This window comes from Pseudomonas indica NBRC 103045 (genome assembly GCF_002091635.1).
GTDB lineage: Bacteria > Pseudomonadota > Gammaproteobacteria > Pseudomonadales > Pseudomonadaceae > Pseudomonas_M > Pseudomonas_M indica.
In genome coordinates, this window is the sequence record NZ_BDAC01000002.1 from 149966 (window position 1) to 173479 (window position 23514).

The 23514-nt window shown below is 63.2% G+C and carries 20 protein-coding genes; 13 read left to right on the forward strand and 7 right to left on the reverse strand.

The window, feature by feature from the left end:
• Window positions 1-15: 15 nt before the first annotated feature.
• The 3 genes from PIN01S_RS03275 (at window position 16) to PIN01S_RS03285 (ending at window position 4134) form a co-directional block, all read left to right on the forward strand.
• Window positions 16-705 (forward strand): polysaccharide lyase family 7 protein, encoded by a 690-nt coding sequence (locus tag PIN01S_RS03275; protein ID WP_084333702.1) that lies wholly within the window; start codon window positions 16-18, stop codon window positions 703-705.
• Window positions 706-1189: 484 nt separating this feature from the next.
• Window positions 1190-2401: an MFS transporter gene (locus PIN01S_RS03280; protein ID WP_084333703.1), complete on the forward strand. Its 1212-nt coding sequence runs from the start codon at window positions 1190-1192 to the stop codon at window positions 2399-2401.
• 17 nt (window positions 2402-2418) lie between these two features.
• Window positions 2419-4134: a bifunctional protein-serine/threonine kinase/phosphatase gene (locus PIN01S_RS03285; protein ID WP_084333967.1), complete on the forward strand. Its 1716-nt coding sequence runs from the start codon at window positions 2419-2421 to the stop codon at window positions 4132-4134.
• Here the strand turns inward: PIN01S_RS03285 and PIN01S_RS03290 are convergent.
• On the reverse strand, window positions 4090-5796 hold the full coding sequence (locus PIN01S_RS03290) for a phosphoethanolamine transferase (RefSeq protein WP_084333704.1): 1707 nt from the start codon (window positions 5794-5796) through the stop codon (window positions 4090-4092). The two genes, PIN01S_RS03285 and PIN01S_RS03290, sit on opposite strands and share 45 nt — an antisense overlap.
• A gap of 507 nt (window positions 5797-6303) precedes the next feature.
• Between PIN01S_RS03290 and nirB the strand changes: the two genes are divergently transcribed.
• The 4 genes from nirB (at window position 6304) to cobA (ending at window position 12678) form a co-directional block, all read left to right on the forward strand.
• Window positions 6304-8757 carry a nitrite reductase large subunit NirB gene (gene nirB, locus PIN01S_RS03295; protein WP_084333705.1) on the forward strand — a complete coding sequence of 818 codons (2454 nt, stop codon included), beginning with the start codon at window positions 6304-6306 and terminating at the stop codon, window positions 8755-8757.
• Entirely contained in the window at window positions 8754-9080 is a 327-nt protein-coding gene (nirD, locus tag PIN01S_RS03300; protein WP_084333706.1) for a nitrite reductase small subunit NirD, read from the forward strand. Before nirB ends, nirD begins: the two co-directional genes overlap by 4 nt.
• Before the next feature lie 67 nt (window positions 9081-9147).
• Window positions 9148-11871: a nitrate reductase gene (locus PIN01S_RS03305; protein ID WP_084333707.1), complete on the forward strand. Its 2724-nt coding sequence runs from the start codon at window positions 9148-9150 to the stop codon at window positions 11869-11871.
• A 66-nt stretch (window positions 11872-11937) separates the two neighbouring features.
• On the forward strand, window positions 11938-12678 hold the full coding sequence (gene cobA / locus PIN01S_RS03310) for a uroporphyrinogen-III C-methyltransferase (protein WP_084333708.1): 741 nt from the start codon (window positions 11938-11940) through the stop codon (window positions 12676-12678).
• 258 nt (window positions 12679-12936) lie between these two features.
• Here cobA and PIN01S_RS03315 read toward each other — a convergent pair whose 3' ends face one another.
• From PIN01S_RS03315 to PIN01S_RS03335, 5 genes are all read right to left on the reverse strand, one after another.
• Window positions 12937-13995, reverse strand: coding sequence for an OmpA family protein (locus PIN01S_RS03315; protein ID WP_084333709.1), 1059 nt, complete (start codon window positions 13993-13995; stop codon window positions 12937-12939).
• A gap of 104 nt (window positions 13996-14099) precedes the next feature.
• Window positions 14100-14690: an RNA polymerase sigma factor SigX gene (sigX, locus tag PIN01S_RS03320; protein WP_084333968.1), complete on the reverse strand. Its 591-nt coding sequence runs from the start codon at window positions 14688-14690 to the stop codon at window positions 14100-14102.
• 89 nt (window positions 14691-14779) lie between these two features.
• On the reverse strand, window positions 14780-15604 hold the full coding sequence (locus PIN01S_RS03325; RefSeq protein ID WP_084333710.1) for a mechanosensitive ion channel family protein: 825 nt from the start codon (window positions 15602-15604) through the stop codon (window positions 14780-14782).
• A 2-nt stretch (window positions 15605-15606) separates the two neighbouring features.
• Entirely contained in the window at window positions 15607-15855 is a 249-nt protein-coding gene (locus PIN01S_RS03330; protein ID WP_423814511.1) for a CrfX protein, read from the reverse strand.
• Between the two features lie 84 nt (window positions 15856-15939).
• On the reverse strand, window positions 15940-17331 hold the full coding sequence (locus PIN01S_RS03335; protein ID WP_084333969.1) for an aminotransferase-like domain-containing protein: 1392 nt from the start codon (window positions 17329-17331) through the stop codon (window positions 15940-15942).
• A gap of 141 nt (window positions 17332-17472) precedes the next feature.
• On the opposite strand from PIN01S_RS03335, the gene PIN01S_RS03340 reads away from it, so the two are divergent.
• From PIN01S_RS03340 to PIN01S_RS03365, 6 genes are read left to right on the forward strand one after another with little or no spacing between them, the layout of a single operon-like run.
• On the forward strand, window positions 17473-18672 hold the full coding sequence (locus PIN01S_RS03340) for a KamA family radical SAM protein (RefSeq protein WP_090257132.1): 1200 nt from the start codon (window positions 17473-17475) through the stop codon (window positions 18670-18672).
• Window positions 18673-18691: 19 nt separating this feature from the next.
• A complete protein-coding gene (locus tag PIN01S_RS03345) occupies window positions 18692-19789 on the forward strand; it encodes a pyridoxal phosphate-dependent aminotransferase (RefSeq protein ID WP_084333712.1) in 1098 nt (365 codons plus the stop codon).
• Window positions 19786-20499: an AzlC family ABC transporter permease gene (locus PIN01S_RS03350; protein ID WP_084333713.1), complete on the forward strand. Its 714-nt coding sequence runs from the start codon at window positions 19786-19788 to the stop codon at window positions 20497-20499. The genes PIN01S_RS03345 and PIN01S_RS03350 overlap by 4 nt, the downstream gene beginning before the upstream one ends.
• The gene (locus PIN01S_RS03355; protein ID WP_084333714.1) at window positions 20496-20798 is read left to right on the forward strand and encodes an AzlD family protein; all 303 of its coding nucleotides are present in this window, start codon (window positions 20496-20498) and stop codon (window positions 20796-20798) included. The genes PIN01S_RS03350 and PIN01S_RS03355 overlap by 4 nt, the downstream gene beginning before the upstream one ends.
• A gap of 4 nt (window positions 20799-20802) precedes the next feature.
• Window positions 20803-21759: a C-terminal binding protein gene (locus tag PIN01S_RS03360; RefSeq protein WP_084333715.1), complete on the forward strand. Its 957-nt coding sequence runs from the start codon at window positions 20803-20805 to the stop codon at window positions 21757-21759.
• The gene (locus tag PIN01S_RS03365; RefSeq protein WP_084333716.1) at window positions 21746-22444 is read left to right on the forward strand and encodes a class I SAM-dependent methyltransferase; all 699 of its coding nucleotides are present in this window, start codon (window positions 21746-21748) and stop codon (window positions 22442-22444) included. Before PIN01S_RS03360 ends, PIN01S_RS03365 begins: the two co-directional genes overlap by 14 nt.
• A 7-nt stretch (window positions 22445-22451) precedes the next feature.
• On the opposite strand, the gene cmaX is transcribed toward PIN01S_RS03365, so the two are convergent.
• Entirely contained in the window at window positions 22452-23447 is a 996-nt protein-coding gene (gene cmaX, locus PIN01S_RS03370) for a divalent cation transporter CmaX (protein WP_084333717.1), read from the reverse strand.
• Window positions 23448-23514 lie beyond the last annotated feature (67 nt).

Sequence of the window (23514 nt, forward strand, 5' to 3'; positions counted from 1 at the left end):
GCGCAGGAGTACCCAGTGATCGATCTCACGCCTTGGAACCTGGCCGTCCCAACCCCCGGCGAACCCACCATCATTTCTACCGCACAACTGAGCAACGGCTACCGCAGCCGCTACTTCTACCCCAGCGATGACGGCGGCATCGTCTTCTGGGTTCCCGTCAACGGTTCTCATACGGAGGATGCCCGCTACCCCAGGACCGAACTGCGTCAAACCCAATCGGATGGCACCCTGAGCTTCTGGGGCTACCAGGGCGCCGATAACTACCTTCGCGCCATCCTGGCCGTCAACAAGGTGCCCAGCAAAGGCAAGATCGTCATCGGGCAGATTCACAGCGAAGACGTCTCGGGTAGCCAGAACGATCCCCTGCTCAAGCTGCAATACCACTACAAGGACGGTATCGGCCGGGTGGAAGCCCTGCTCCGCAAATACCCGGGCGACCGGGAAGTACAGAACATCCCGATCGCCACGAACGTGCAGCTCAAGGAGCGCTTCAAGTACACCATCAACTTGTCCCCGGACGGCATGCTCAGCATAAAAATCCATAGCGACGATGGCGACTACGGCCTGATTACCCGCCAGGTCAGCGCACGCTGGTCGGTGCAGAGCCTGTATTTCAAGGCAGGTGCCTATATCCAGGATAACTACGGCCCCTCGGACGAAGGCGGCAAGGTCACCTTCTACGATCTGGACCTGATCCAGCACTGACGCACACCTGCGGGCCAAGGGACGGCTCGCACACGCTCAACAAGTTCAACTCAGTCCCCCGGCAAAGAACGCCCCAGGACAGCGCACCACGAAGTGCCAGCCGCCCTCTTTTAGCCCACCAGTATCCTCAACCTCACGAACAACCCCTTATTAATCAACCATTTAATCAATTGGCTCAGCTCTTGCTATCGATCAGGCAATGGCAGCCAACGGTGGTTGCTCACTGAACGACAAAGGCGTCGCTTCACCTTTCGCTCCTGCGATCCGGTGATGCGGCGCCTTTTGCGTTTCACCCCAGCGTCCGGGGTTTATCTGGGGACGGACCGCGATCCGGCCGCTCCATTGGCAACTCTCTCAACCCAGCTGTGGCTACGGCCGCAGGGCGTTGCGCCAAAAGCGCAGCGCCTCCCCGGCGGGTCCGGCAGCGTGCCCACGATCACGCTGCCGCATCCGGCCGGGATTCTTCCTGCTGATGAGGTGTTCGATGAATACGAGTTTCTGGAAAGCCGGCCACGCACCCACCCTGTTCGCCGCCTTCCTCTATTTCGACCTGAGTTTCATGGTCTGGTACGTGCTCGGGCCGCTGGGCGTGCAGATCGCCGCCGACCTCGGCCTGACCACCCAGCAGCGCGCCATGATGGTAGCCACGCCGATCCTGGCGGGTGCCGTCCTGCGATTCCTGATGGGCCTGCTGGCCGACCGCACATCACCGAAGACCGCTGGTCTCATCGGCCAGGTGGTCGTCATCACGGCGCTGGCCGCCGCCTGGCAGCTCGGTGTCCACAGCTACGAACAAGCCTTGCTGCTCGGCCTGTTCCTCGGCTTCGCCGGCGCCTCCTTCGCCGTCGCGCTGCCCCTGGCGTCGCAATGGTATCCACCGCAACACCAGGGCAAGGCGATGGGCATCGCCGGCGCCGGCAACTCCGGTACCGTGCTGGCCGCGCTGTTCGCTCCCGGCCTGGCTGCCGCATTCGGCTGGAGCAACGTATTCGGCTTGGCGCTGATTCCGCTGGTGCTGACCCTGATCATCTTCGCCAGCGTGGCGAAGAACGCACCGGAGCGGCCCAAGCCGAAAGCCCTGGGCGATTACCTGAAAGCCCTGGGCGACCGCGACAGCTGGTGGTTCATGTTCTTCTACAGCGTGACCTTCGGCGGCTTCCTCGGCCTGGCCAGTACCCTGCCCGGTTATTTCCACGACCAGTACGCGTTCGACCCGGTCAAGGCCGGCTATTACACCGCCGCCTGCGTATTCGCCGGCAGCCTGCTGCGGCCGCTGGGCGGCGCGCTGGCCGACCGCATCGGGGGCATCCGCACCCTGCTGATGATGTACACCCTGGCTTCGCTGTGCATCTTCATGGTCGGCTTCAACCTGCCCAGTTCCACGGCGGCGCTAGGCCTGTTCGTCATCGCCATGCTCAGCCTGGGTGCCGGTAACGGCGCGGTCTTCCAACTGGTCCCCCAACGCTTCCGTCGCGAGATCGGCGTGATGACCGGCCTGATCGGCATGGCTGGCGGCATCGGCGGCTTCTGCCTGACCGCCGGCCTGGGCGCCATCAAGCAATCCACCGGCGATTACCAGCTCGGGCTGTGGCTGTTCGCCAGCCTCGGCGTCATGGCCTGGATCGGCCTGCATGGCGTCAAGCAGCGCTGGAGAACCACCTGGGGATCGGCCGCCATGACCGCCGCCCGAGTATGACCACGGCCAACCTGCCGATGAACGCCATCCAGCGGGAAATCACACCCCGCGGCCCGTCCGCCGCCCTGCAACTGACCTTCGGCGAAGCCAGCGCCACCGGGCCTCGTGAGGAAAACCAGGACGCCATCCGGGTGGTGACGCCCGCCCCGGCGCTGGCTGCCAGCAAAGGCTACCTGTTCGCCCTCGCCGACGGCGTCAGCCAGTGTGCCGACGGCGGACTGGCAGCCCGCGCCACGTTGCAGGCGCTGGCGCTGGACTACTACTCCACGCCGGAAACCTGGGCAGTGGCGCAATCCCTGGATCGCCTGCTGGTCGCCCATAATCGCTGGCTCCAGGCCAACGGCGGCGGCCAACCGCTGCTGACTACGCTCACCGCTCTGGTGCTGCGTGGCCGGCGCTTCACCATCGCCCATGTCGGCGATTGCCGGGCCTACCGCTTCCATGCGGGGCATCTCGAACGCTTGACCGAGGACCACGTCTGGGAACAGCCGGGCATGCAGCACGTGCTCAAGCGTGCGCTCGGCCTGGATCAACACCTGGTGGTGGACTACCTGGATGGCGAGCTGCACGAGGACGAAAGCTTCCTGATCGTCAGCGACGGCGTCTGGTCGGCGCTCGGCGACCCGGCCATCCGCAACATTCTGAAGGACGAAAGCGACCCCAAGGCCGCCGCCCAGGCTCTGGTCAACGCCGCCCACTTGGCGGGCAGCCGCGATAATGCCAGCGCCCTGCTGCTGAAGGTCGAGGAGCTGCCCGAAGGCGCCCTGGCCGACACTCTCGTCCAACTGGCCCACTGGCCGCTGCCACCGAAACTGCGCGAAGGTCAGACCTTCGAGGGCTGGCAGGTCGAACGCCTGCTCGGCGAATCCCGCCAATCCATGATTTATCGGGTCCGCGACAGCCAGGACCGCCGCTGGCTGCTGAAAACACTGCCGCCAAGCCGCCAGGACGAACCCAAAGCCGGGCAGTCCCTGCTGCTCGAGGAGTGGTTCCTGCGGCGCGTCGCCGGACGCTATTTCCCAGAGGTCCACCCGCTGCCGCAGCGCCAGCATCTTTATTACGTGCAGCGTGAGTACGCCGGGCAGACCCTGGCCGAACACCTGCGCCTGTCCGGCCCGCTGGCCCTGCCTGAATGGCTGGATGTGGCGCCCCGCCTGCTCCGCGCCGTCGGCATGCTGCATCGGCGCAACATCCTGCATCGCGATATCAAGCCGGAAAACCTGCTATGGGGGGACGACGGCGAGCTGCGCGTACTGGACTTCGGCCTAGCCTTCTGTCCCGGACTTTCCAGCGACGAAGCCCATGCGCTTCCAGGGACTCCCAGCTACATCGCCCCGGAAGCCTTCACCGGTACCGCGCCACATGCACAACAGGATCTCTACGCCGCCGGCGTGACGCTTTACCACCTGCTCACCGGCCACTATCCCTACGGCGAGATCGAGCCGTTCCAGCACCCGCGCTTCGGCGCCCCGGTGCCGGCCAGCCGCTATCGGCCCGACCTTCCCACGTGGATCGACGAAAGTCTCAGCCGTGCCCTGGCCACCGACCCGGCACAGCGTTTCGAGACCGCCGAAGAATGGCTGCTCAACCTGGAACAGGCCGAACGACAGGCGCTGAGCCAGCGTCCACGCCCCTTGCTGGAGCGTGAGCCGCTGAAGTTCTGGCGTGGCCTGGCTTGCGCTTCGCTGCTATTGCACCTGCTGATGCTCGTGCTCTGGCTGTACCGCCACTGATCTGTCGGCGGCCAGGCTGGCTATCGACGAACCGGGCTGGTTGCGGCAGCCCGCGAACATATCGAGACCGGTGCTATAGGCCTGGGTCTGCACGCCCAACAGGCCCAGCATGGTATGGAAGAGGTAGTCCTGGCTCAGCGTCGCATCGCGCTGCTCCGCCACGCATTGCGTATCGACTCCGGCAGTGCGCTGAAAACCTGGGGAGAACCAGGCGACACTGGCGATATGCTTCTGCTCGGCCGGCGCGAAGCTATAGGGCATGCCATGCAGGTACACGTTGTATTCGCCCAGGGATTCGCCATGGTCGGACAGGTACAGCATGGCGGTGTCGACCTTGCCCTGGTTGGCGCGCAGGGTATCGATCAGGCTGGCCAGGACGTGGTCGGTATAGCGGATCGTGTTGTCGTATCCGTTGATGATGCTCTCCCGGGAGCAATCGCTCAGCTCGTTGCTGACACACACCGGCGTGAAATGTTCGTAGGCCGCCGGGTAGCGCTTGTAGTAGGCCGGCCCATGGCTGCCCATCTGATGCAGCACCAGCACGGTGTCGCGCTCCAGATGGTCGATGAAGCCCTGCAAGTCCTGCAAGAGTATCTCGTCATGGCATTCGCCATCGCCACAGAGCGCGGGGTCCTTCAGCTTGGTCATGCTCTGGAAAACGATCCGGTTGCAGGTCTCCTTGCAGCCGGCCTGATTATCCCGCCACACGACGTCGTAGCCGGCTCGCTTGAGCACATCGAGCAGGTTTTCCTGGCTCTTGGCCACGCTATCGCTGTAATGCGCACGGGTCAGGTTGGAAAACATGCAAGGCACCGATACCGCCGTTTCGGTCCCGCAGGAATGCATATCGGTGAAGCTCACCACACCCTCTTCCCGTCGCAGCTCTGGCGTGGTGTCGCGCTCATACCCGTTCAGGCCGAAGTTCTCCGCGCGGGCGCTTTCCCCCACCACCAGCACCATGAGTGTCTTGCGCCCGCCGGCATCAGTCCGGGCCACTCGCACCGCATCCGTGCCGACCGGCCGCAGCGGCCCCTTGGCCGAGGCAGTGACGCCATGCACATAGCTGATCAGTGCGCCAACCGCGTTGCTCGGGGTGAGCTGCAGGTGAATCTCGTGATGGTTGCGGAACAGCGACGACAGGGTCTGGTAGTCGAGCATGGCGATCGCCAACATCACCGCCGCCGTCGCACCGCCGCTGGCCAGTTTGCTCAGCAGCTCGCGCGGCCAGGGCCGATAGCGAACCGGCGTTCGCCACAACAACCAGACCGGCAATACACCCAGCACGACAAGATAGACGCCCAGTTTCAAGGTGAGCAGATCGCCCACTTCGGAAGCATTGGTTTCCATCGTGTTGCGCAACATCTCGGTGTCGATCATCACACCGTACTGGTTCATGAAATACGCAACGCCAGCGGCACACAGCAGCAGCACAGTCAGCAGGGGCTTGAACGTCCAGCGGAACGCCACCGCCGTGAGCACCAGGTTGAAAGCGGCCGTGAACAGGATGCCGATTACCAACAGCGTGAACAAACCACTAGCCACGCCATGGGGCGCGACCACCTGATACAGGTGCTGCCAGAGCGGCACGTTGTAGAACAGCAGAAACGCGCCACTGACAATCAAGGTGAGCCACTCGGGGCGAACGGGACGAATATTCAGCATAACGGGACAGCCATCGGAAAAGGTGCCGCAAGTCTCTGCAAGCCGTCGTCAATATTGTGTGAAAAAAGCCTCGCAAAAATGTCAGGAGCTGTTCGAAGTCTAGCGTGCCAGAGCCCTGCAAGGCCTCGCTGCCCTATGGGAACAGGTCGGTCACTCAGACGATTACAACGCGCGGCAGACCTTGAGCACGCTATTGGCGCTCCCGAGTACGCACAGCAAGCGTGCACCGCGCTACAGCATGGTGCACTCGACGCGTCGCACACGCCTGCCGACAGACCGCATCCCCCCATCACCCGGGGCTTTCGCCATTCTGGCACGCCCCCTGCTTAGAGACCGGTACATCGAGCGCGACCTTCAATGGTGAACGGCGGCGCTCCCCCGGCAGCCCAAGGCTTATGACGGGAACGGACAAAGGCGTCCTCGCTAGTACTAGCGGGACGCCTTTTTTTGTTGCCTCGAAATTTCATGAACACCCTGCGCGGCAGGCTCGGTTCGCGGAGACACCCGATGGAAAAACTCAAACTCGTGATGATCGGCAATGGTATGGCCGGCGTGCGCACCCTGGAGGAGCTGCTCAAACTCACCCCCGATCTGTACGACATCACCGTATTCGGTGCCGAGCCCCATCCGAACTACAACCGCATCCTGCTTTCCCCGGTCCTGGCGGGCGAACAGACCTTCGAAGAGATCGTGCTCAACGACCTCAACTGGTACGCGGAGAACAACATCCGTCTGATGCTCAACCGCAAGGTGGTGGAGATCGACCGGGTCAAGCGCCGGGTCATCGCCGAAGACGGCACCGAGGCCGAGTACGACCGCCTGCTCATCGCCACCGGTTCCAACCCGTTCATCCTGCCGATCCCGGGCAACACGCTGCAGGGCGTGATCGGCTATCGCGACATCGCCGACACCCAGATGATGATGACTACCGCCGAGACCCATCGGCATGCGGTGGTCATCGGTGGCGGCCTGCTCGGCCTGGAAGCGGCCAACGGCCTCAAGCTGCGCGGCATGGACGTGACCGTCGTGCATATCGGCGACTGGCTGATGGAGCGCCAGCTCGACCCCACGGCTGGCAAGCTGTTGCAGACGGCCTTGGAGAATCGCGGCCTGAAATTCCTCCTGCCGAAGCAGACCGCCGAACTGATCGGCAACGACGAAGGCCGGGTCAAGGCCGTGCGCTTCGCCGACGGCGAAGTGATCCCGGCCGATCTGGTGGTGATGGCCGCCGGTATCCGCCCGAACAGCGAACTGGCGGAAAAGGCCGGCATTCCCTGCAACCGCGGCATCCTGGTCAACGACACCCTGCAAACCTACGACCCGCGTGTCTATGCCGTCGGCGAATGCGCCAATCACCGTGGCATCGCTTACGGCCTGGTCGCGCCACTGTTCGAACAGGCCAAGGTCTGCGCCAACCACCTGGCCATGCTCGGCTTTGCCCGTTACCAGGGCTCCGTGACGTCCACCAAACTGAAGGTCACCGGTATCGACCTATTCTCCGCCGGCGACTTCATGGGCAGCGAAGGCACCGAGACCATCACCCTCTCCGACCCCATCGGCGGGGTCTACAAGAAGCTGGTGATCAAAGACGACATCCTGGTCGGCGCCTGCCTCTACGGCGACACCGCGGACGGTGGCTGGTACTTCCGCCAGATCCGCGAAGACCACAACGTCAGCGAGATCCGCGATCACCTGATGTTCGGCGAAAACGCCCTCGGCGACACCGGCCACCAGGGCCAAAACAAAGCCATGTCGATGCCCGACGACATGGAAGTCTGCGGCTGCAACGGCGTGTGCAAGGGCACCATCGTCAAGGCGATCCAGGAACACGGCCTGTTCTCCGTCGACGAGGTGAAGAAGCACACCAAGGCCGCCAGCTCCTGCGGCTCCTGCGCGGGTCTGGTCGAACAGATTCTGATCAACACCGTCGGCGGCGCCGCGGATGTGAAGCCGAAGAGCGAGAAAGCCGTGTGCGGCTGCACCGACCTCAACCACGGCCAGGTGCGCAAGGCGATCCGCGAACATCACCTCACCAGCATCCCGGACGCCATGGCCTTCATGGACTGGAACACGCCGAACGGCTGCGCCACCTGCCGTCCGGCACTGAACTACTACTTGATCTCGACCTGGCCGGGCGAGGCCAAGGACGATCCGCAATCGCGCCTGATCAACGAGCGCGCCCACGCCAACATCCAGAAAGATGGAACCTACTCGGTGGTTCCGCGGATGTGGGGCGGCGTCACCAGCCCGTCCGAACTGCGCCGCATCGCCGACGTGGCCGACAAGTACGAGATTCCCATGGTCAAGGTGACCGGTGGTCAGCGCATCGACCTGCTGGGCGTGAAGAAGGAAGACCTGCCGAATGTCTGGAAAGACCTCGACATGCCCTCCGGCCACGCCTACGGCAAGTCCATCCGCACCGTGAAGACCTGCGTCGGCAGCGAGTTCTGCCGCTTCGGCACCCAGAACTCCACACAGATGGGTATTGATCTGGAGCACGCCCTGTTCGGCATGTGGTCGCCGCACAAGGTCAAGCTGGCGGTCTCCGGCTGCCCGCGCAACTGCGCCGAATCCGGCATCAAGGACGTCGGCATCATCGGCGTGGACTCCGGCTGGGAGATCTACATCGGTGGCAATGGCGGCATCAAGACCGAGGCCGGCGAGTTCTTCGTCAAGGTGAAGAGCGCCGAGGAAGTCATGGAATACAGTCTGGCCTTCCTCCAGCTCTACCGTGAAGAAGCGTTCTACCTGGAGCGCACCGTGCACTACATGCAGCGCGTCGGCCTGGAACACATCAAGAAAGCCGTGCTGGACGACGAGGAGCGGCGCAAGGCGCTGCACCAGCGCCTGCTGTTCTCCCTGAGCTTCGAGCAGGACCCGTGGAAAGAACAGGTCTCCAAGCCGCAACTGAAGAAAGAATTCGACCGCATCGCCGTGCGCGAACTGGAGGTGGAAGCATGAACTGGCTGGACATCTGCGCCCTGGACGAAATCAACGTGCTCGGCTCGCGCATCGTCGTGGGCCCGAAAGGCGACATCGCCATCTTCCGCACCTCCAACGACGAAGTCTTCGCCCTCGACGACCGCTGCCCACACAAGGGTGGCCCGCTGTCCCAGGGACTGATCTACGGCAAGCGCGTCGCCTGCCCGCTGCACAACTGGCAGATCGATCTGGAATCCGGCGAGGCCCTGGCGCCGGACGTCGGATGCACCCACAAGTATTCGGTGAAGGTGGAAAACGGCCGCGTCCTGCTCTCACTCGAGGAAGCCTCCCTGTGTGCCTGAATGCCATAGCGGCAACCGCCCGCCCCGGGCCATGCCGCGTTCAGCGTCGTATTGCGGGAGCCCTGCCATGCCTCTGAATGCCGCAACCCAAGTGACCGCTTCCACCTGCTGCTATTGCGGGGTCGGCTGCGGCGTGCTGATCGAACATGACGACACCCGAGTGCTGGGTGTGACCGGAGACCCGGCCCACCCGGCCAACTTCGGCAAGCTGTGCAGCAAAGGCTCCACCTTGCACCTGACCGGTGATCTGGCGGCACGCGGGCTTTACCCTGAGCTGCGCCTGGGCAAGGGCCTGGCCCGCTCGCGCACCGACTGGGACAGCGCCCTGGGCCATGCCGCCCATGTGTTTGCCGAAACCATCAGCGAACACGGCCCGGACAGCGTTGCGTTCTACATCTCCGGGCAATTGCTGACCGAGGATTACTATGCCTTCAACAAACTGGCCCGGGCCCTGGTCGGGACCAACAACATCGACAGCAATTCGCGCCTCTGCATGTCCTCCGCCGTGGTCGGCTACAAGCGCAGCCTGGGTGCCGATGCCCCGCCCTGCAGCTACGAAGACATCGAGCAGAGCGACTGCCTGCTGATCGCCGGCAGTAACATGGCCTACGCCCACCCGGTGCTGTTCCGTCGCCTCGAGGAAGCCAAGGCCAGGCGGCCGGACATGAAGATCATCGTGGTCGACCCCCGTCGCACCGACACCTGCGATCTGGCCGACCTGCACCTGGCGATCCAGCCGGGGACCGATGTCGCCCTGTTCCACGGCATCCTGCACATCCTGATGTGGGAAGGCTGGATCGACCGTCGTTTCATCGACGCCCACACCCAGGGCTTCGACGAATTGAAAAGCCTGGTACGCGACTACAGTCCGGCGATGGTTGCCGAGCTGTGCGGCATTTCACTGGACGACCTGCAAACCTGCGCCCGGATGATCGGCAGCGCGCCGAGCTTCCTCTCGCTCTGGTGCATGGGTCTCAACCAATCCAGCGCCGGCAGTGCGAAGAACAGCGCCCTGATCAACCTGCACCTGGCGACCGGACAGATCGGCCGCCCCGGCGCCGGCCCGTTCTCCCTCACCGGCCAGCCGAACGCCATGGGCGGTCGTGAAACCGGCAGCCTGTCCAACCTGCTGCCTGGGCATCGCGATGCCGCCAACCCCCAACATCGGGCCGAAGTGGCGGGCTACTGGGGTATCGATGCACTGCCCGACGCGCCGGGGCTGACCGCCATCGAACTCTTCGAAGCGGTTCGTGCCGGCAAGATCAAAGCCCTGTGGATCGCCTGTACCAACCCGGCGCAATCGCTGCCGGACCAGCAGAAGATTCACGAAGCCCTGGCCACCTGCCCCTTTGTCGTGGTGCAGGAAGCCTTTTTCACCACCGAAACCTGCCGCTACGCCGACCTGCTGCTGCCCGCTGCCAGCTGGGGCGAGAAGGAAGGTTCGGTCACCAACTCCGAACGGCGCATTTCCCATGTGCGCCGTGCCGTGCCAGCGCCCGCAGAGGCGCGGCCGGACTGGGCGATCACCTGCGATTTCGCCCGCCGCCTGGAACAGTATCTCCGCCCCGGCCTGCCCAGCCTCTTTGCCTTCGATAGCCCGCAAGCGCTGTTCGAGGAATACAAACAGCTTACCGCCCAGCGCGACCTGGACCTCTCCGGTATCAGCTACGCAATCCTGGACGACCAAGGTCCCCAGCAATGGCCGTTCCCGGCCGGCGCTCACAGCGGTACGCCGCGCCTCTACGGTAACGGTGTGTTCCCGACCGAGAACGGCCGCGCCCGTTTCGTCGCCGACGCCTACCGACCACCGAAGGAAACGCGCGAGGCTCGCTTCCCGCTGACCCTCAACACCGGCCGCCTGCGTGACCAATGGCACGGCATGAGCCGTACCGGCACAGCCGCCCGGCTGTTCGGCCATGTCGAGGAAGCCGTGCTCGGCCTGCATCCCGAGGAACTGCGCCGGCGGCACCTGCGCGACGGGCAGTTGGTCCGTGTCCGCAGCCGCCGCGGCAGTCTGGTACTGCCGGTCCAGAAGGACGAGAACGTGCGTCCGGGCCAGGCCTTTCTACCGATGCACTGGGGCGACCGATTCCTCAAGGGGCTGGGCAGCAACGTACTGACCCTGCCGGCGTTCGACCCGTTGTCCAAGCAGCCGGAGCTCAAGCATGCCGGCATCGAGGTGGAAAAGGTCGAGCTTCCCTGGCAACTGTTCGCCCTGGTGGAAGGGGATGTGCAAGCGCGCTTCGAGGCGCTGCGCCCGCTCTTCGAGGGCTTTGCCTATGCCAGCCTCGGCCTTGCCGGGCGCGAACGCCCCGCCCTGTTGATCCGGGCCGCCTGCCGCGAAGCCCCCTCTGGCGAGCTGCTTGCCCGAATCGACCATCTACTCGGCCTCGATCAGGGTCCTGTACTGGCCTATGACGACCCGCGTCGCGCAGTCGGCAAGCGCGTACGCATCGAGGATGGCCGCATCGTCTCGCTGCGGCTCGCCGGCGAAACCGCCGCCCGCGACTGGCTAAAGAGTCTCTGGCTGGATGGCCAGGCCGACGCCGACCTGCGCCGCTGGCTACTGGCTCCGATCAGCACACCGCCCGGCGCGGCCGCTGCGAAAAAAGCCGGCAAGGTCCTGTGCAACTGCATGAACGTCAGCGAAGACGCGGTTTGTGCCGGCATCAACCGTGGCCTGGACCTCGGCGGGCTGAAACAGGAGCTGGGTTGCGGAACCCAGTGCGGCTCCTGCGTCCCGGAAATCAAGCGGCGGCTGGCTCAACAGCCGCAGTTGGCAAGTGCATGACTGTAAGGCGAATCCATTCGCCAATGCACGCCGGCGCAACATTCGTCCGGCACAGAGGAGATAAAGATGAGCGGTAAAGTCTGGCTGGTCGGCGCGGGTCCTGGCGACCCGGAACTCCTGACCCTCAAGGCGGTGCGGGCCCTCGGCGAGGCCGATGTGGTGCTCATCGACGACCTGGTCAATCCGGCGGTACTGGAATATTCCAGCCCGGAGGCCCGGATCATTCCGGTTGGCAAGCGCGGCGGCTGCCGCTCCACCCCACAAGCCTTCATTCACCGGCTGATGCTGCGCTACGCCCGCCAGGGCAAGTGCGTGGTTCGCCTTAAAGGCGGTGACCCCTGCATTTTCGGTCGTGGCGGCGAAGAAGCCGAGTGGCTGGCCGAACGGGGAATCCAAGTCGAAATCGTCAACGGAATCACAGCCGGGCTGGCCGGCGCGACCACCTGCGGTATCCCTTTGACGCTGCGCGGCATCAGCCGTGGCGTGACATTGGTCACCGCACACACCCAGGACGACAGCAGCCTCAACTGGAAAGCCCTGGCCCAGAGCGGCACCACCCTGGTGATCTACATGGGCGTGGCCAAGCTTGGCGAGATCCGGGAATGCCTGCTCGAAGCCGGCATGCCGGCCCATATGCCCGTCGCCATGATCGAAAACGCCTCCCTGCCCCAGCAGCGCGAGTGCCGTAGCACCTTGGAAGACATGCAGGAAAGTGCTGCGGCCTTCCAATTGAAGAGTCCGGCCATTCTGGTCATCGGCGAAGTCGCCGCGACCAAGCAAGCGCTCCCCCTGGCGCAGAGTGCCTGACCGCTTCGCTCCTGCGGAGCTGTTCGTTGCCCGGCCATATGGCCGGGCTTTTTTATTGCTTGCTCAGGCGAATTCATTTTGCCCGGCGCGATGAACTGGGCGATTAAATTCGTCACTACAGGATCGGAGTGAGCCTCGCCAGCAGAGCTGGCACCTACACGTGCACGCCTTCATGACGTGTCTTTCGGGCGCCGTTCGGTTTTTTCCAGGCAAAGAAAAACCCGGCCTGGGCCGGGTTTTTCTGAAGCGCGAGCCGAATTACTTGGCTTCGGCTTCCACTTCTGCTTCCACGCGACGGTTCACGGCACGGCCGGAATCGGTAGCGTTGTCGGCAACCGGGCGGGACTCGCCGTAGCCGACAGCGTTCACGCGGCTGCCTTCCACGCCGTACTGGTTGACCAGCACGTCACGCACGGCATTGGCGCGGCGCTCGGACAGACCCTGGTTGTAGGCGTCGGTGCCGACGGAGTCGGTGTGGCCTTCAACGGTGGTGGTGGTCTGCGGGTACTGCTTCATGAAGTCAGCCAGGTTCTTGATGTCGCCATAGCTTTCTTCCTTGACCACGGACTTGTCGAAGTCGAACTTCACGTCCAGCTCGACGCGAACCACTTCGGCAACGGCCGGGCAGCCATTGGCGTCGACGGTGACGTTGGCCGGGGTATCCGGGCACTTGTCGACGTTGTCGCAAACGCCGTCGTTGTCGCTGTCGGCGCAGACTTCAGCCACCGGCTCCGGAGCCGGCTCAGCTGCTGGCTTGGAGGAGCTGCCGCCGAAGTTCATGCCAACACCCACGCCAGCCATCCACTCGGCTTCCTGGGCGTCCAGGTTGTACATGCCGTCCAGGCTCGCCTTGGCGAAGAAGTTTTCGGTGAAGTAGTACTTCAGGCCGGTGCCGACGTTGGCGAAGGTGCTGTGGTCACGACCGGTGCGCGGCGGAATGTTGCTGATGTTCTGGTGCGCGAAGCCGGCGGACACGTACGGACGCAGGCCAACGCCCGGCTGACCGAAGTGGTAAACGGCGTCCAGGGAAGCCAGGTTACCTTTGATGTCCTTGTGGCCATCCGGCGGGAAGGAGTCATTGGAGGTCATGTCGTGGTATTCGCCATACGACAGAGCCAGGGAGACGTCGTCGGTCAGGAAATAACCGATGGAGCCGCCATACAGATTGCCGTTTTCGATATCGCGAGAGCTATCAGTGAAATAGCGCTTGCCGAAAGCCTCCACCTCGACCGCGCCTTGGCCTTGGGCCAGCGCGCCCATCGAAGATGCGGCAACCAGAGAGCCAATGACAACGCCTAAGGTGTTTTTCAGTTTCATCCGTAAATCCCCATCATGGTGGTAATTCAGTTGTCGAACAATCGGGACAACTTGGTCAGCGATTTTACCAGACCTCGCCCGAGCATAAGAGAGGTAAATCCCAACTAAGTTTCAATTGTCCCGGAAAATTTCTCGCGCAATCGATCCAAAGCTCGCTTGTATCGCATTTTTGTTGCACTCAATCCCATATGCATGATGTCTGCGATTTCCTGGAATTCGAGTTCTGCGACAAAACGAAGCACCAGAATTTCCCGATCGATTGGATTGACATGCACCAGCCAGCGATCCAGTCCGCCCCGCTCCTCTACCTTCGGTGCCTTTTCATCGGAGGCTTCTTCCAGCGGATCGAGACTCAAGGCATCCATCAAGCGGCGTTTTCTCCGCTCTTTACGGTACTGTGTGATGCACTCGTTATAAGTGATGCTATATAGCCACGTTTTGAACTTGGACTTGCCTTCGAAGTTCTTCAGTCCATAAAGAACTTTAAGCATCACTTCCTGACAGACATCGTCGGCGTCGCGCTCGTTCCCCAAATAACGGGCACATACGTTGAACAAGGTACGCTGATAACGGCGCATCAGCTCCTCATAAGCCCGGGTGATGTGGAACAGCTCGACGTGCGCACGCTGCACCAGCTCTTCATCGGTGAGCTCGCGGGGGTCGTAACGCGTGGAGAGCGAATGGGTTTTGTTCAAAACGAGTCGGGCCGAAGTCAGGTCAATAGCCGCCATGCCCGGTGATCCCCCGGGCTCAGATGGCGGCATACATTAGCAGGAATAGCGCGTCAGCGGCTGCTCACCCGTTGCTCGAGGAGGCTGCGATTGGCCACAGAAACCAGTTCGCCCTCATCCGTCAGCAGGATGGTCTTGACGGTGCCGATCTCTTCGATCTGCCCTTCCAACTCGCCCACCTTGACCTGTTGGCCGACTTCGTAGAGTTCACGCACATAAATGCCGGCGATGATCTGCCCGGCAATTTCCCGGCTACCCAACCCCATCGCCAACGCGACGGCCAAGCCGATGGAAATCAGTACGATGGCGATGACGTTGTTGAGCAGGTCGGTCTTGACCTCCAACTGACCGATCGCCACGGAGAGGCTGATGATGATCACCAGCCCCTGGGCGATACGCCCCAGCCCGTTGGCATAATCCAGACCCACGCCCTCTGCGGCGCTGCGTACCAGACCGTTGGCCAACTGCGCCAGCAATACGCCGGCGAGCAGCACCAGGGCAGCCCCGAAGACTTTCGGCAGGTACAGGGCAAACACATCGAGGGTCGCGGAAACCCGCTGCAACCCCAGCGATTCGGCGGCGGAAACGAGGAAGATCAGCAGGACGAACCAGTAGACAATCTTGCCGATCAGCGTCGAGACCGGCACCTGGATGCCTGCCCGGCCGAGCAGCTTGGTCAACCCCGTGCCGGCCATCAGCCGATCCAGGCCAACCTTGGCCAGCACCTTGGACAGCAGCGTATCCAGCAGCTTGGCCACGACGAAGCCCAGCAGCACCAGAATCAGCGCGACGAACAGGTTGGGAATGAAGTTGGCAACCTTGGTCCAGAGTGCCGTCATCGCAGTCACCAGGCTTTGGGTCCAGAGATCGAGTTCCATGTTCAATCGGCCTTGTCAGCGGAGCGTTCGGAAGAGTGGCGGGATACCGGTGCGACATGTGCCGAACCGTTGTTCAGGGCAATCATCAACGCCTCGAGGCAATGGCCCATCAGGCTGAACAGATCGCCGACGCCGACCTGGCGGTTGGCGGTCTTGAGTACGCGATCCAGGCAGGCGTCATCGTCATGGACGGACGGCGACGACTTGAGCAGATCACGCAGGGATTCTTCAAACGGATCGTGCATACGCACCTCGCGGGATGTGTCGGCTAGACGAGGGAACCTTCGCCCGGGTCACATCCAGCGCCCGGCGCGGCGCAAAAAAGGACGCGGATATTAACGCTTGAACAGCACGGAAGCACCTGTTGCATCGAAGTGCGCGACATTGATCCTGAACCAGGGCGACGGTTGCCCATCGGCACTGAAGGCCGATCCCGGCACCAGGACGATGCCCTTCTCCACGCCCTCCTGAACGAACGCCTCGGGATTCGTCACCTGCGGATGGCGTACCCAGACGAACATGCCGCCCTGCGGCTCGCAGAACGCCTCCCAGCCCCACTGCCGGAAGGCTTCCAGGGCCATCGCCTGGTGGGTGCGCAGTTTGTGCTGCACGCTGACCAGATGCCGCTGGTAAGTGCCGTCGCCCAGGATGATGCTGACGAAGCGTTCGCAGAAGCCCGGCACCGCCACCATGGTCAGCAGTTTCAGGTCGGCCAGCCTGGCGATCAGTCGAGCCGGCCCCACTACATAACCGACCCGCAACGAAGCCGATAGCGTTTTGGAAAAACTGCCGACATAGATCACCCGTTCCAGACCATCCAGCATGGCCAGGCGGTTGGAGTGGCCATTGCCGAAGTCGGCATACACATCGTCTTCGACGATAGTCAGGTCATGCAGATGGGCCAGCCGCAATAACTGGAAGGCATTGCTGGCGCTGATCGAAGAACCGGTCGGGTTGTGCAGCATCGAGTTGATGAAGAAGGCCTTGACCGGCCACTTCGCCAGGGTCTCGGCAAAGAAGGCCAGGTCCGGCCCGTCTATCCGCCTGGGAATACCGATGACCTGCGCACCACGCAACTTCAACAGTTGCACCAGATTGCTGTTGCAAGGGTCATCCACCAATACGTGATCGCCGGGCGCGACGAGCAAACGGATCAGCAGGTCCAGCGCATGGGTCGCGCCCAAGGTGGTCAACACCTGCTGCGGCTCCAGAATCAGCGACAGCTTCCGTTGCAGGTGCAGGCACAGTTGCTGGCGCAGCGGCAGATAACCGAGCGGATCGCCGTATTCCACCAGGGCACTTTTCGAGAAGTTCGCCGTACGCCGTATCACTCGGGCCAGGGCCTGGGTGTCGCGCCAGGCCGGAGGCAGCCAGCCGCAGCCGAGCTTCATCAGTTCCGGCGAGCCATGGAACAGCCGCCAGAAGCTGCCCAGCGGACTGTTCTCCGACTCCGATGCGACACTCGACATACCCGGCTGACGCGGTTGCGCGTGGCTGTCGATGAAGAATCCACGGCCCTGTTGGGCACTGATACGGCCACTAGCCACCAGCTGTTCGTAGGCGGTGACCGCCGTGTGATAGCTGATGCCGTGATGGGCCGCGAGTTTGCGTATCGAGGGCAGGCGCTGCCCCGGCCGCAGCTTTCCCGCATCGATGAGCTGTTCTATCCGGCTCACGATCTGAGCCGTCAAGGGCACCGCTCCCTGTCGATCAAGGTGCAACTCCATGAACATCCCTTTTGCGATACCGCACTGTTAGAGCGTTTTTTCTAACAGTTATGCAGACGGGACGTCCACTGTTTCTCCGCAGCCGTGCCGTTTCAGCAGAAGCTGCCCCGCAAATGCCGCTCCCACTGCAAGGAGAGAACCGTGAGCGAAGCTTTGCCGGAACTGATACACCCCAGCGCCTTGGTCAGCGACACCTCGAAGCTGATCCCCAGCATCAACGAGGGATGGTCGGACTGGAAATGGCAGCAGCGCAATGCGGTCACCAGTATCGACGATCTGCTGGACTATTTCCCCGGCCTGAAGGATGGCGCTCTGCTGGAGCGCATCCGTTGCAACCTGAACGACCGCAAACTGGCCATCACCCCCTACACGATGCATCTGATCGAACGGGACGAGCAGGGCCTGCCGAAGGCCAACGACCCCATCTGGCGCCAGGTCGTGCCGGTCTGGGATGAGGAAAGAGGTCCGCAGACACTCTCCTACGACGGTGAATCGGAGAACTGGGAACTGCCCGGCGAGATGGTCACGCCAATCTGCCAGCACAAGTACGACAACCGCGTCATCCTGCGCCTCGCCAACGTCTGCCACGCCTACTGCCAGTTCTGCTACGAAGCCCTGCGCACACTGGAGAAACAGACACAGAAGAGTTCGCTGCGCAAGGACGAATGGTCCGCGACGCTGGATTACGTCCGCTCGCACCCGGAATTGGATGAGGTCATCCTCAGTGGCGGCGAGCCACTGATGCACAGCGACAAGCATCTCGACGGCTTCCTTAGCGATCTGCGTGCCATCCGCTCGAACCTGATCATCCGCCTGCACACCCGCGCCCTGTCGTTCAACCCGTACCGGGTCACCGACGAGCTGGTGCAAATCCTCGCACGGCACCAGGTCACCGCCGTCGGCCTGCATGTCGGACACCCCAACGAAATCACGCCCGACTTCCTCGCCGCCGCGCGGAAGCTGCGCTCCGCCTGCCCGATCCTGTTCGCCAACATGCCTTTCCTGGGCGGGATCAACGACCGCTACGAGACACTGGCGACACTCTGCCTGACGCTCTACCGCCATGGCATACAACCTCACTACCTGTACCACTTCATGCCGTTCTCGCCGGGCAGCCAGGCGTTCCGCGCCAGCATCAGCGACGCCCTGGCCATCGTCGGACGGATGAAGCGCCGCCTGTCCAACATCGCCGTGCCCGAATACGTGCTGCCGCACAAGACCGGCAAATACACCGTGCCGCTCGACCTGCTGAAAGACCGCCCGCGGCTGGAACATCACCCGGACGGCGAGTACCTGTACTTCCGCAACTGGCAAGGCCAGGCCTGCGTATTCCCGGAATGAGCCGTAACAAGGAACCTACATGCGCAGCCGTTTTGCCGCACACCTCATCGAACAGGACAACCCGAACCCCTTCCCCGGCATTCCCGCCCTGGAGCGCAGGACGGGAATCTCCATAACCACCCGTCTCGGCTCGAACGAATGCCTGGATGCGCCGATGCAGGCGCTTCAGGATCGTTTCGGCATGCAATTCTGTGAGCTGGCGCGCCTCTATGGCGATCCAGAATGCCACGCCTTGCGCGAAACGCTGGCCGTGATGAACCACGTCGATCTCGACGAGATCGTCGTCGATGGCGGTGCCGATGCGCTGATCTCCCTCTGCCTTCGAGCCTTCTGCGATCCCGGCGACAAGGTCGTCTGCAGCGCCGGGACCTACCCGAGCTTCGGCTATTTCGCCCGCGCCGCGGGCTGTGTCATCGAGGAAGTCGCCTACCATGACGATGGCCACGCCCTGCAGGTCGATCTCCAAGCCTTGCTGGATGCCGTTGTGCGCAACGAAGCGAAAGTCGTCTACATCGCCAACCCGGACAACCCCACTGGGAGCTGGCAGGGGATTGGCGACATCGCCGAGTTCGTTACGCGCCTGCCCGAGACCTGCACCCTGGTGCTGGACGAAGCCTATATCGACTTCTGCGAAGCCTTGCAGCCGGCCTTCGGCGGCACGCTGCCGGGCTGCGTGAGGCTCCGCTCGCTGTCGAAAGCCTATGCCCTCGCCGGACTCCGGGTGGGCTACGCCCTCGCCGCCCCGGATATCCTCGAACAACTGCACAAAGTTCGTATCCATTACGCCGTCGGCGGTCTGGCGCAATACGCCGCCCAGGTGGCTCTGGACGACCCGCGAACCCTCGCCACCCTCACCGAAGCCAGTTTCATCCGGGACGCGCTGACAGCCCATCTGTCCAACCTGGGTTTCCGGGTGCTGCCCTCGGGCACCAACTTCGTCAGCCTCCTGCTGCCTTCCGCACAGCTCGCCCAGAGCCTGGTCGAATACCTGCTGGAACAGCGCATCTCGGTCCACCGACCACGCCATCCCGCTCTCGACCGGCTGGTGCGGATCACCCTGTGTGCCGCGGCGCTGGACGAGCCCTTCCTGTCCATCCTGCAGGAGACGTCGCCATGAAAGAGCAATTGCGCCTGCGGGACGCGGTCGTCGACGCCGCCCCCATCATGGTGAGCGGTTTCTTCTTCGGCCTGGTGTTCGGTGTGCTGGCCAGTAAATCGGGGATCACGCCGCTCGCCGCTACACTGATGAGCGCCCTGGTGTTCGCCGGCGCCTCACAGTTCGTCGCGGTAGAACAATGGCGGCATCCCAATCTGCCCTGGCTGTCCATTGTCCTGACCACCCTGCTGATCAATCTGCGCCATCTGCTGATGAGCGCCTCCCTGCAACGCTCCTTTCAAAAACTCCCGAAAGGCCGCGTGGCCGCCTCCTTCGCCCTGCTGCTGATCGACGAAACCTGGGCGCTGGCCGAGCACCGCTTCCGCAAGGCCGCGCCCTCGCTGCGCTACTTCGTCACCGCCGGGCTGGTGATCTATGTGGGTTGGGTGGGTGGCACCTTCATCGGGACGCAAGTCGGATCGAATATTCCCGAACCGCGGATCTATGGCCTCGACTTCACCTTCGTGGCCATGTTCCTGTCGCTGATGGTCCTGCTCTGGCAGCGCCAATTGGACTTCCTCACCTGGCTGACGGCGGGGCTGCTGTCTTTCCTCATCTCGCAGCTGCCCGGCCTCGGAGCGGCCGGCGTGGTGATCGCCGCTGTGGTGGCCAGCGCCGTGGTCGCTGCCCTTCCGGCAGCTCGGCAACCTGTCGCGGAGGCCGGACGATGAGCCCACTGGAACTCGCCGCCATTCTCGGCATGGCCCTGGCCACATACCTGACACGCATCGGCGGGCTCGCCCTGGCCAACGACCGCATCGAAGTCGGCGGCTTCACCGAGCGCTTCATGAAAAACCTGCCCCCGGCGATCCTGGCCGCCCTCATCAGCCCCAAACTGATGAACGGGGACGCTTCCATCTGGGGCGCGGCCGTGCTGACCGTCGGCATCGTCTGGTACACCAAGAACACCCTGTTCGGCGTAGCCGCCGGCACGCTCGGCTGCGCCGCCATTCGCTGGATGATCGGATAACACCATGAAAATCGGCATCATCGACTCCACCCGCAACTGCTACGTCAGCCAACCGGATATCGAACAGGCCTGCTTCGGCGATACGCCGGTCCGGCTGTTCCAGGTATCCGGCTCCGACCAACTGCCCGACGAGCTCGCCGAGTGCGACGGCTTGATCAGTTGGCACCTGGTTCCCGTCGACGCCGCGCTGATCGATCGCCTGGACAACTGCCGGGCCATCGTCCGCGCGGCGGTGGGCTATGACAACATCGATCTCGCCGCCGCCCACCGGCGCGGTATCGCAGTGGCCAACGTGCCGGATTACGGCACCGAGGAAGTCGCCGACCATACCCTGGCCATGGCACTCGGCCTGCTCCGTCACCTGCGCCAGGGGCATCGCGTGGTCAGCAACGGCAGTTGGGACTGGCGTGAAGTGGGCGAGCTGCCACGGCTGAGCATGCTGCGTGTCGGGCTTATCGGTTTCGGCCGGATCGGCATGGCCGCAGCCCTCCGCTTCAAAGCGTTCGGCTGTGACGTTGCCTTCTACGATCCGGAGCGTGACAGCGGCGCCGAGAAATCCCTCGGTGTACGCCGTTGCGAGTCCTTGCACGAACTGCTGGAAACCTCGGACCTGATCAGCATTCATGCGCCGCTCACCGAACGGACTCACCATCTGATCAGCCATCGCGAGCTGCAGTTGCTGGAGGGCAAGTACCTGGTCAACACCGCACGCGGCCCCATCATCGACAGCTCCGCCTTACTCCAGGCCTTGGCGCACCGCCGGCTGCGCGGATTGGCGCTGGATGTCTACGAGGACGAACGGCAACCGATTCCCGCGCTGTTCAATGAAGTCGACAACGTGATCCTTTCCCCCCATGTCGCCTTCTATTCGCAGGCCGCCCTGCCGGAGTTGCGCCACAAGGCCGCCAGCGTGCTGAAAAGCATCCTCGAGGAAGGCCACCATCGGAATGTCTTGCGCTGACCGCCTGCTGGCCGAGTATTACGACGCCTTCTCCCAGCGCTGGATCGACCCGCAGCCACTGGAGGACGCTCTGGCGGACGCCCGGCAGGTGCTCTGGCTGGGCAGCTACTACGGTCTGGCAAAGCCGGCCGCACATGCCGAATGGGTGATCGCCGACCTCAGCCCGACCATGCTGCGAATCGGCCTCGACCGGCTGGGCCCCTGCCTGGCCGTCGAAGCGGATATCCGCCGGCTACCTTTCAGCCAGCGTTTCGACAGCATCGTCGCACCCGGCTGCGTCACCGCCTACCTGCTGACCGAGCATGACCTCGAAGCGGCAGCGAAAAGCCTCGCCGCCGCCTTGCGCCGGCATCCCCACGCACGCCTGATGCTGGATGCCTATGACTGCGACAGTATCTTTCTCAAGGACTATTTCCAGGGAGACCGCTGGCTACGCCTCGACGGCAGGGACTGGTTACGACGGGCCAGTCTGGAACGGGCTCCAGGACAACCTGGCGTTTTCGATGTGACCCTCGACTTCATCGCACCGGACGGTATCGAGCGAAACAGACCCGTTCACTTTCGCCAGCGCGCGTTTCGTCCCGAAGAACTCGCCGCTCCCTTCCTGAACAAGGGCCTGGAGCTGTTGCATCAGGTCCGGGACAACGCCCACGGGCGCTTCTATCTGACCTTCGCCCCCACCTGACGCGGACTCAGAGCCAGCGCAACCAGCGAAATATCAGCCACTGACTGGCCGCGATGGCAGCCGAGAACAGGCAGGCCAAGGCGAACCCGAAAGCGTTATCCGCCCCCGGCATACCGCCCACGTTCATCCCCATCAAGCCAGTGAAAAAGCTCAGCGGCAAAAAGAATCCGGTGATGATGGTGAGCATGTACATGATCCGATTGGTGCGCTCGCTCAGGCGTCGCTGCTCCAGCGACTCCAGCAACGAGATTCGCTCGCGGATCATTTCCAGCTCTTCCAGGTTGCGGGTCAGGCTGTTGTGAAGCTCGTTCCAGTACACGGTGTCGTCGTCGACGAACCAGCTCAACTTATGTCGCGCCATCTGCGCAAAGATTTCCCGCTGCGGCGCCAGGTAGCGCTTCAGCCCCGCCGCGCGACGACGCAGGGTTTGCAGTAGATAGCGATCCGGCAATGCCCGTTCATCTTGCTCCACCGCCTCTTCCAGCTCGTCGAGCTGCTCGGACAGGAACACACTCAGATCATCGACCTTGTCGGTCAGGTAGTCCGCCAGGCTCAGGACGATCTCGGAGGAAGTCTTTGGCCCCTGCCCGCGCTCCAGTTCCTCGCGCACTTGGCTGACAGCCTTGGTCGGCCGTAGGCGCAGGCTGATCACCCGCTGGGCGTCGCTATAAACGCGCAGCGAGACCATATCCTCCGGCTCGGCGCCGGGGTTGAGATTCACCCCGCGCAAGAACAGCAGCAGTCCATCCCCTGACGAAGGGAGCAAGCGCGGCCGGGTCGCTTCGGCCAGCAACAGGTCGCAGTCGAACGGATTCAAGGCGGCCGATTCGCGCAGCCAGGCCTGGGCCTCTGGATGACCACGATCCCAATGCAGCCAGAGCGACTCGCCCGGGGCCAGATCGAGGATCGCCAAATCGTTGCGCGATACCTGTCGCCCGCCGCCACGACCGTTCAATACAAAACCAAAGACCAGACCGCGCTCGTCGGCATCGTTGTCAGTCATGCGGATTCCTTGCGCTGGACAGCCGACCGGACCGGCCGGCTACCTGGATATCGACCACCCTCTTCGC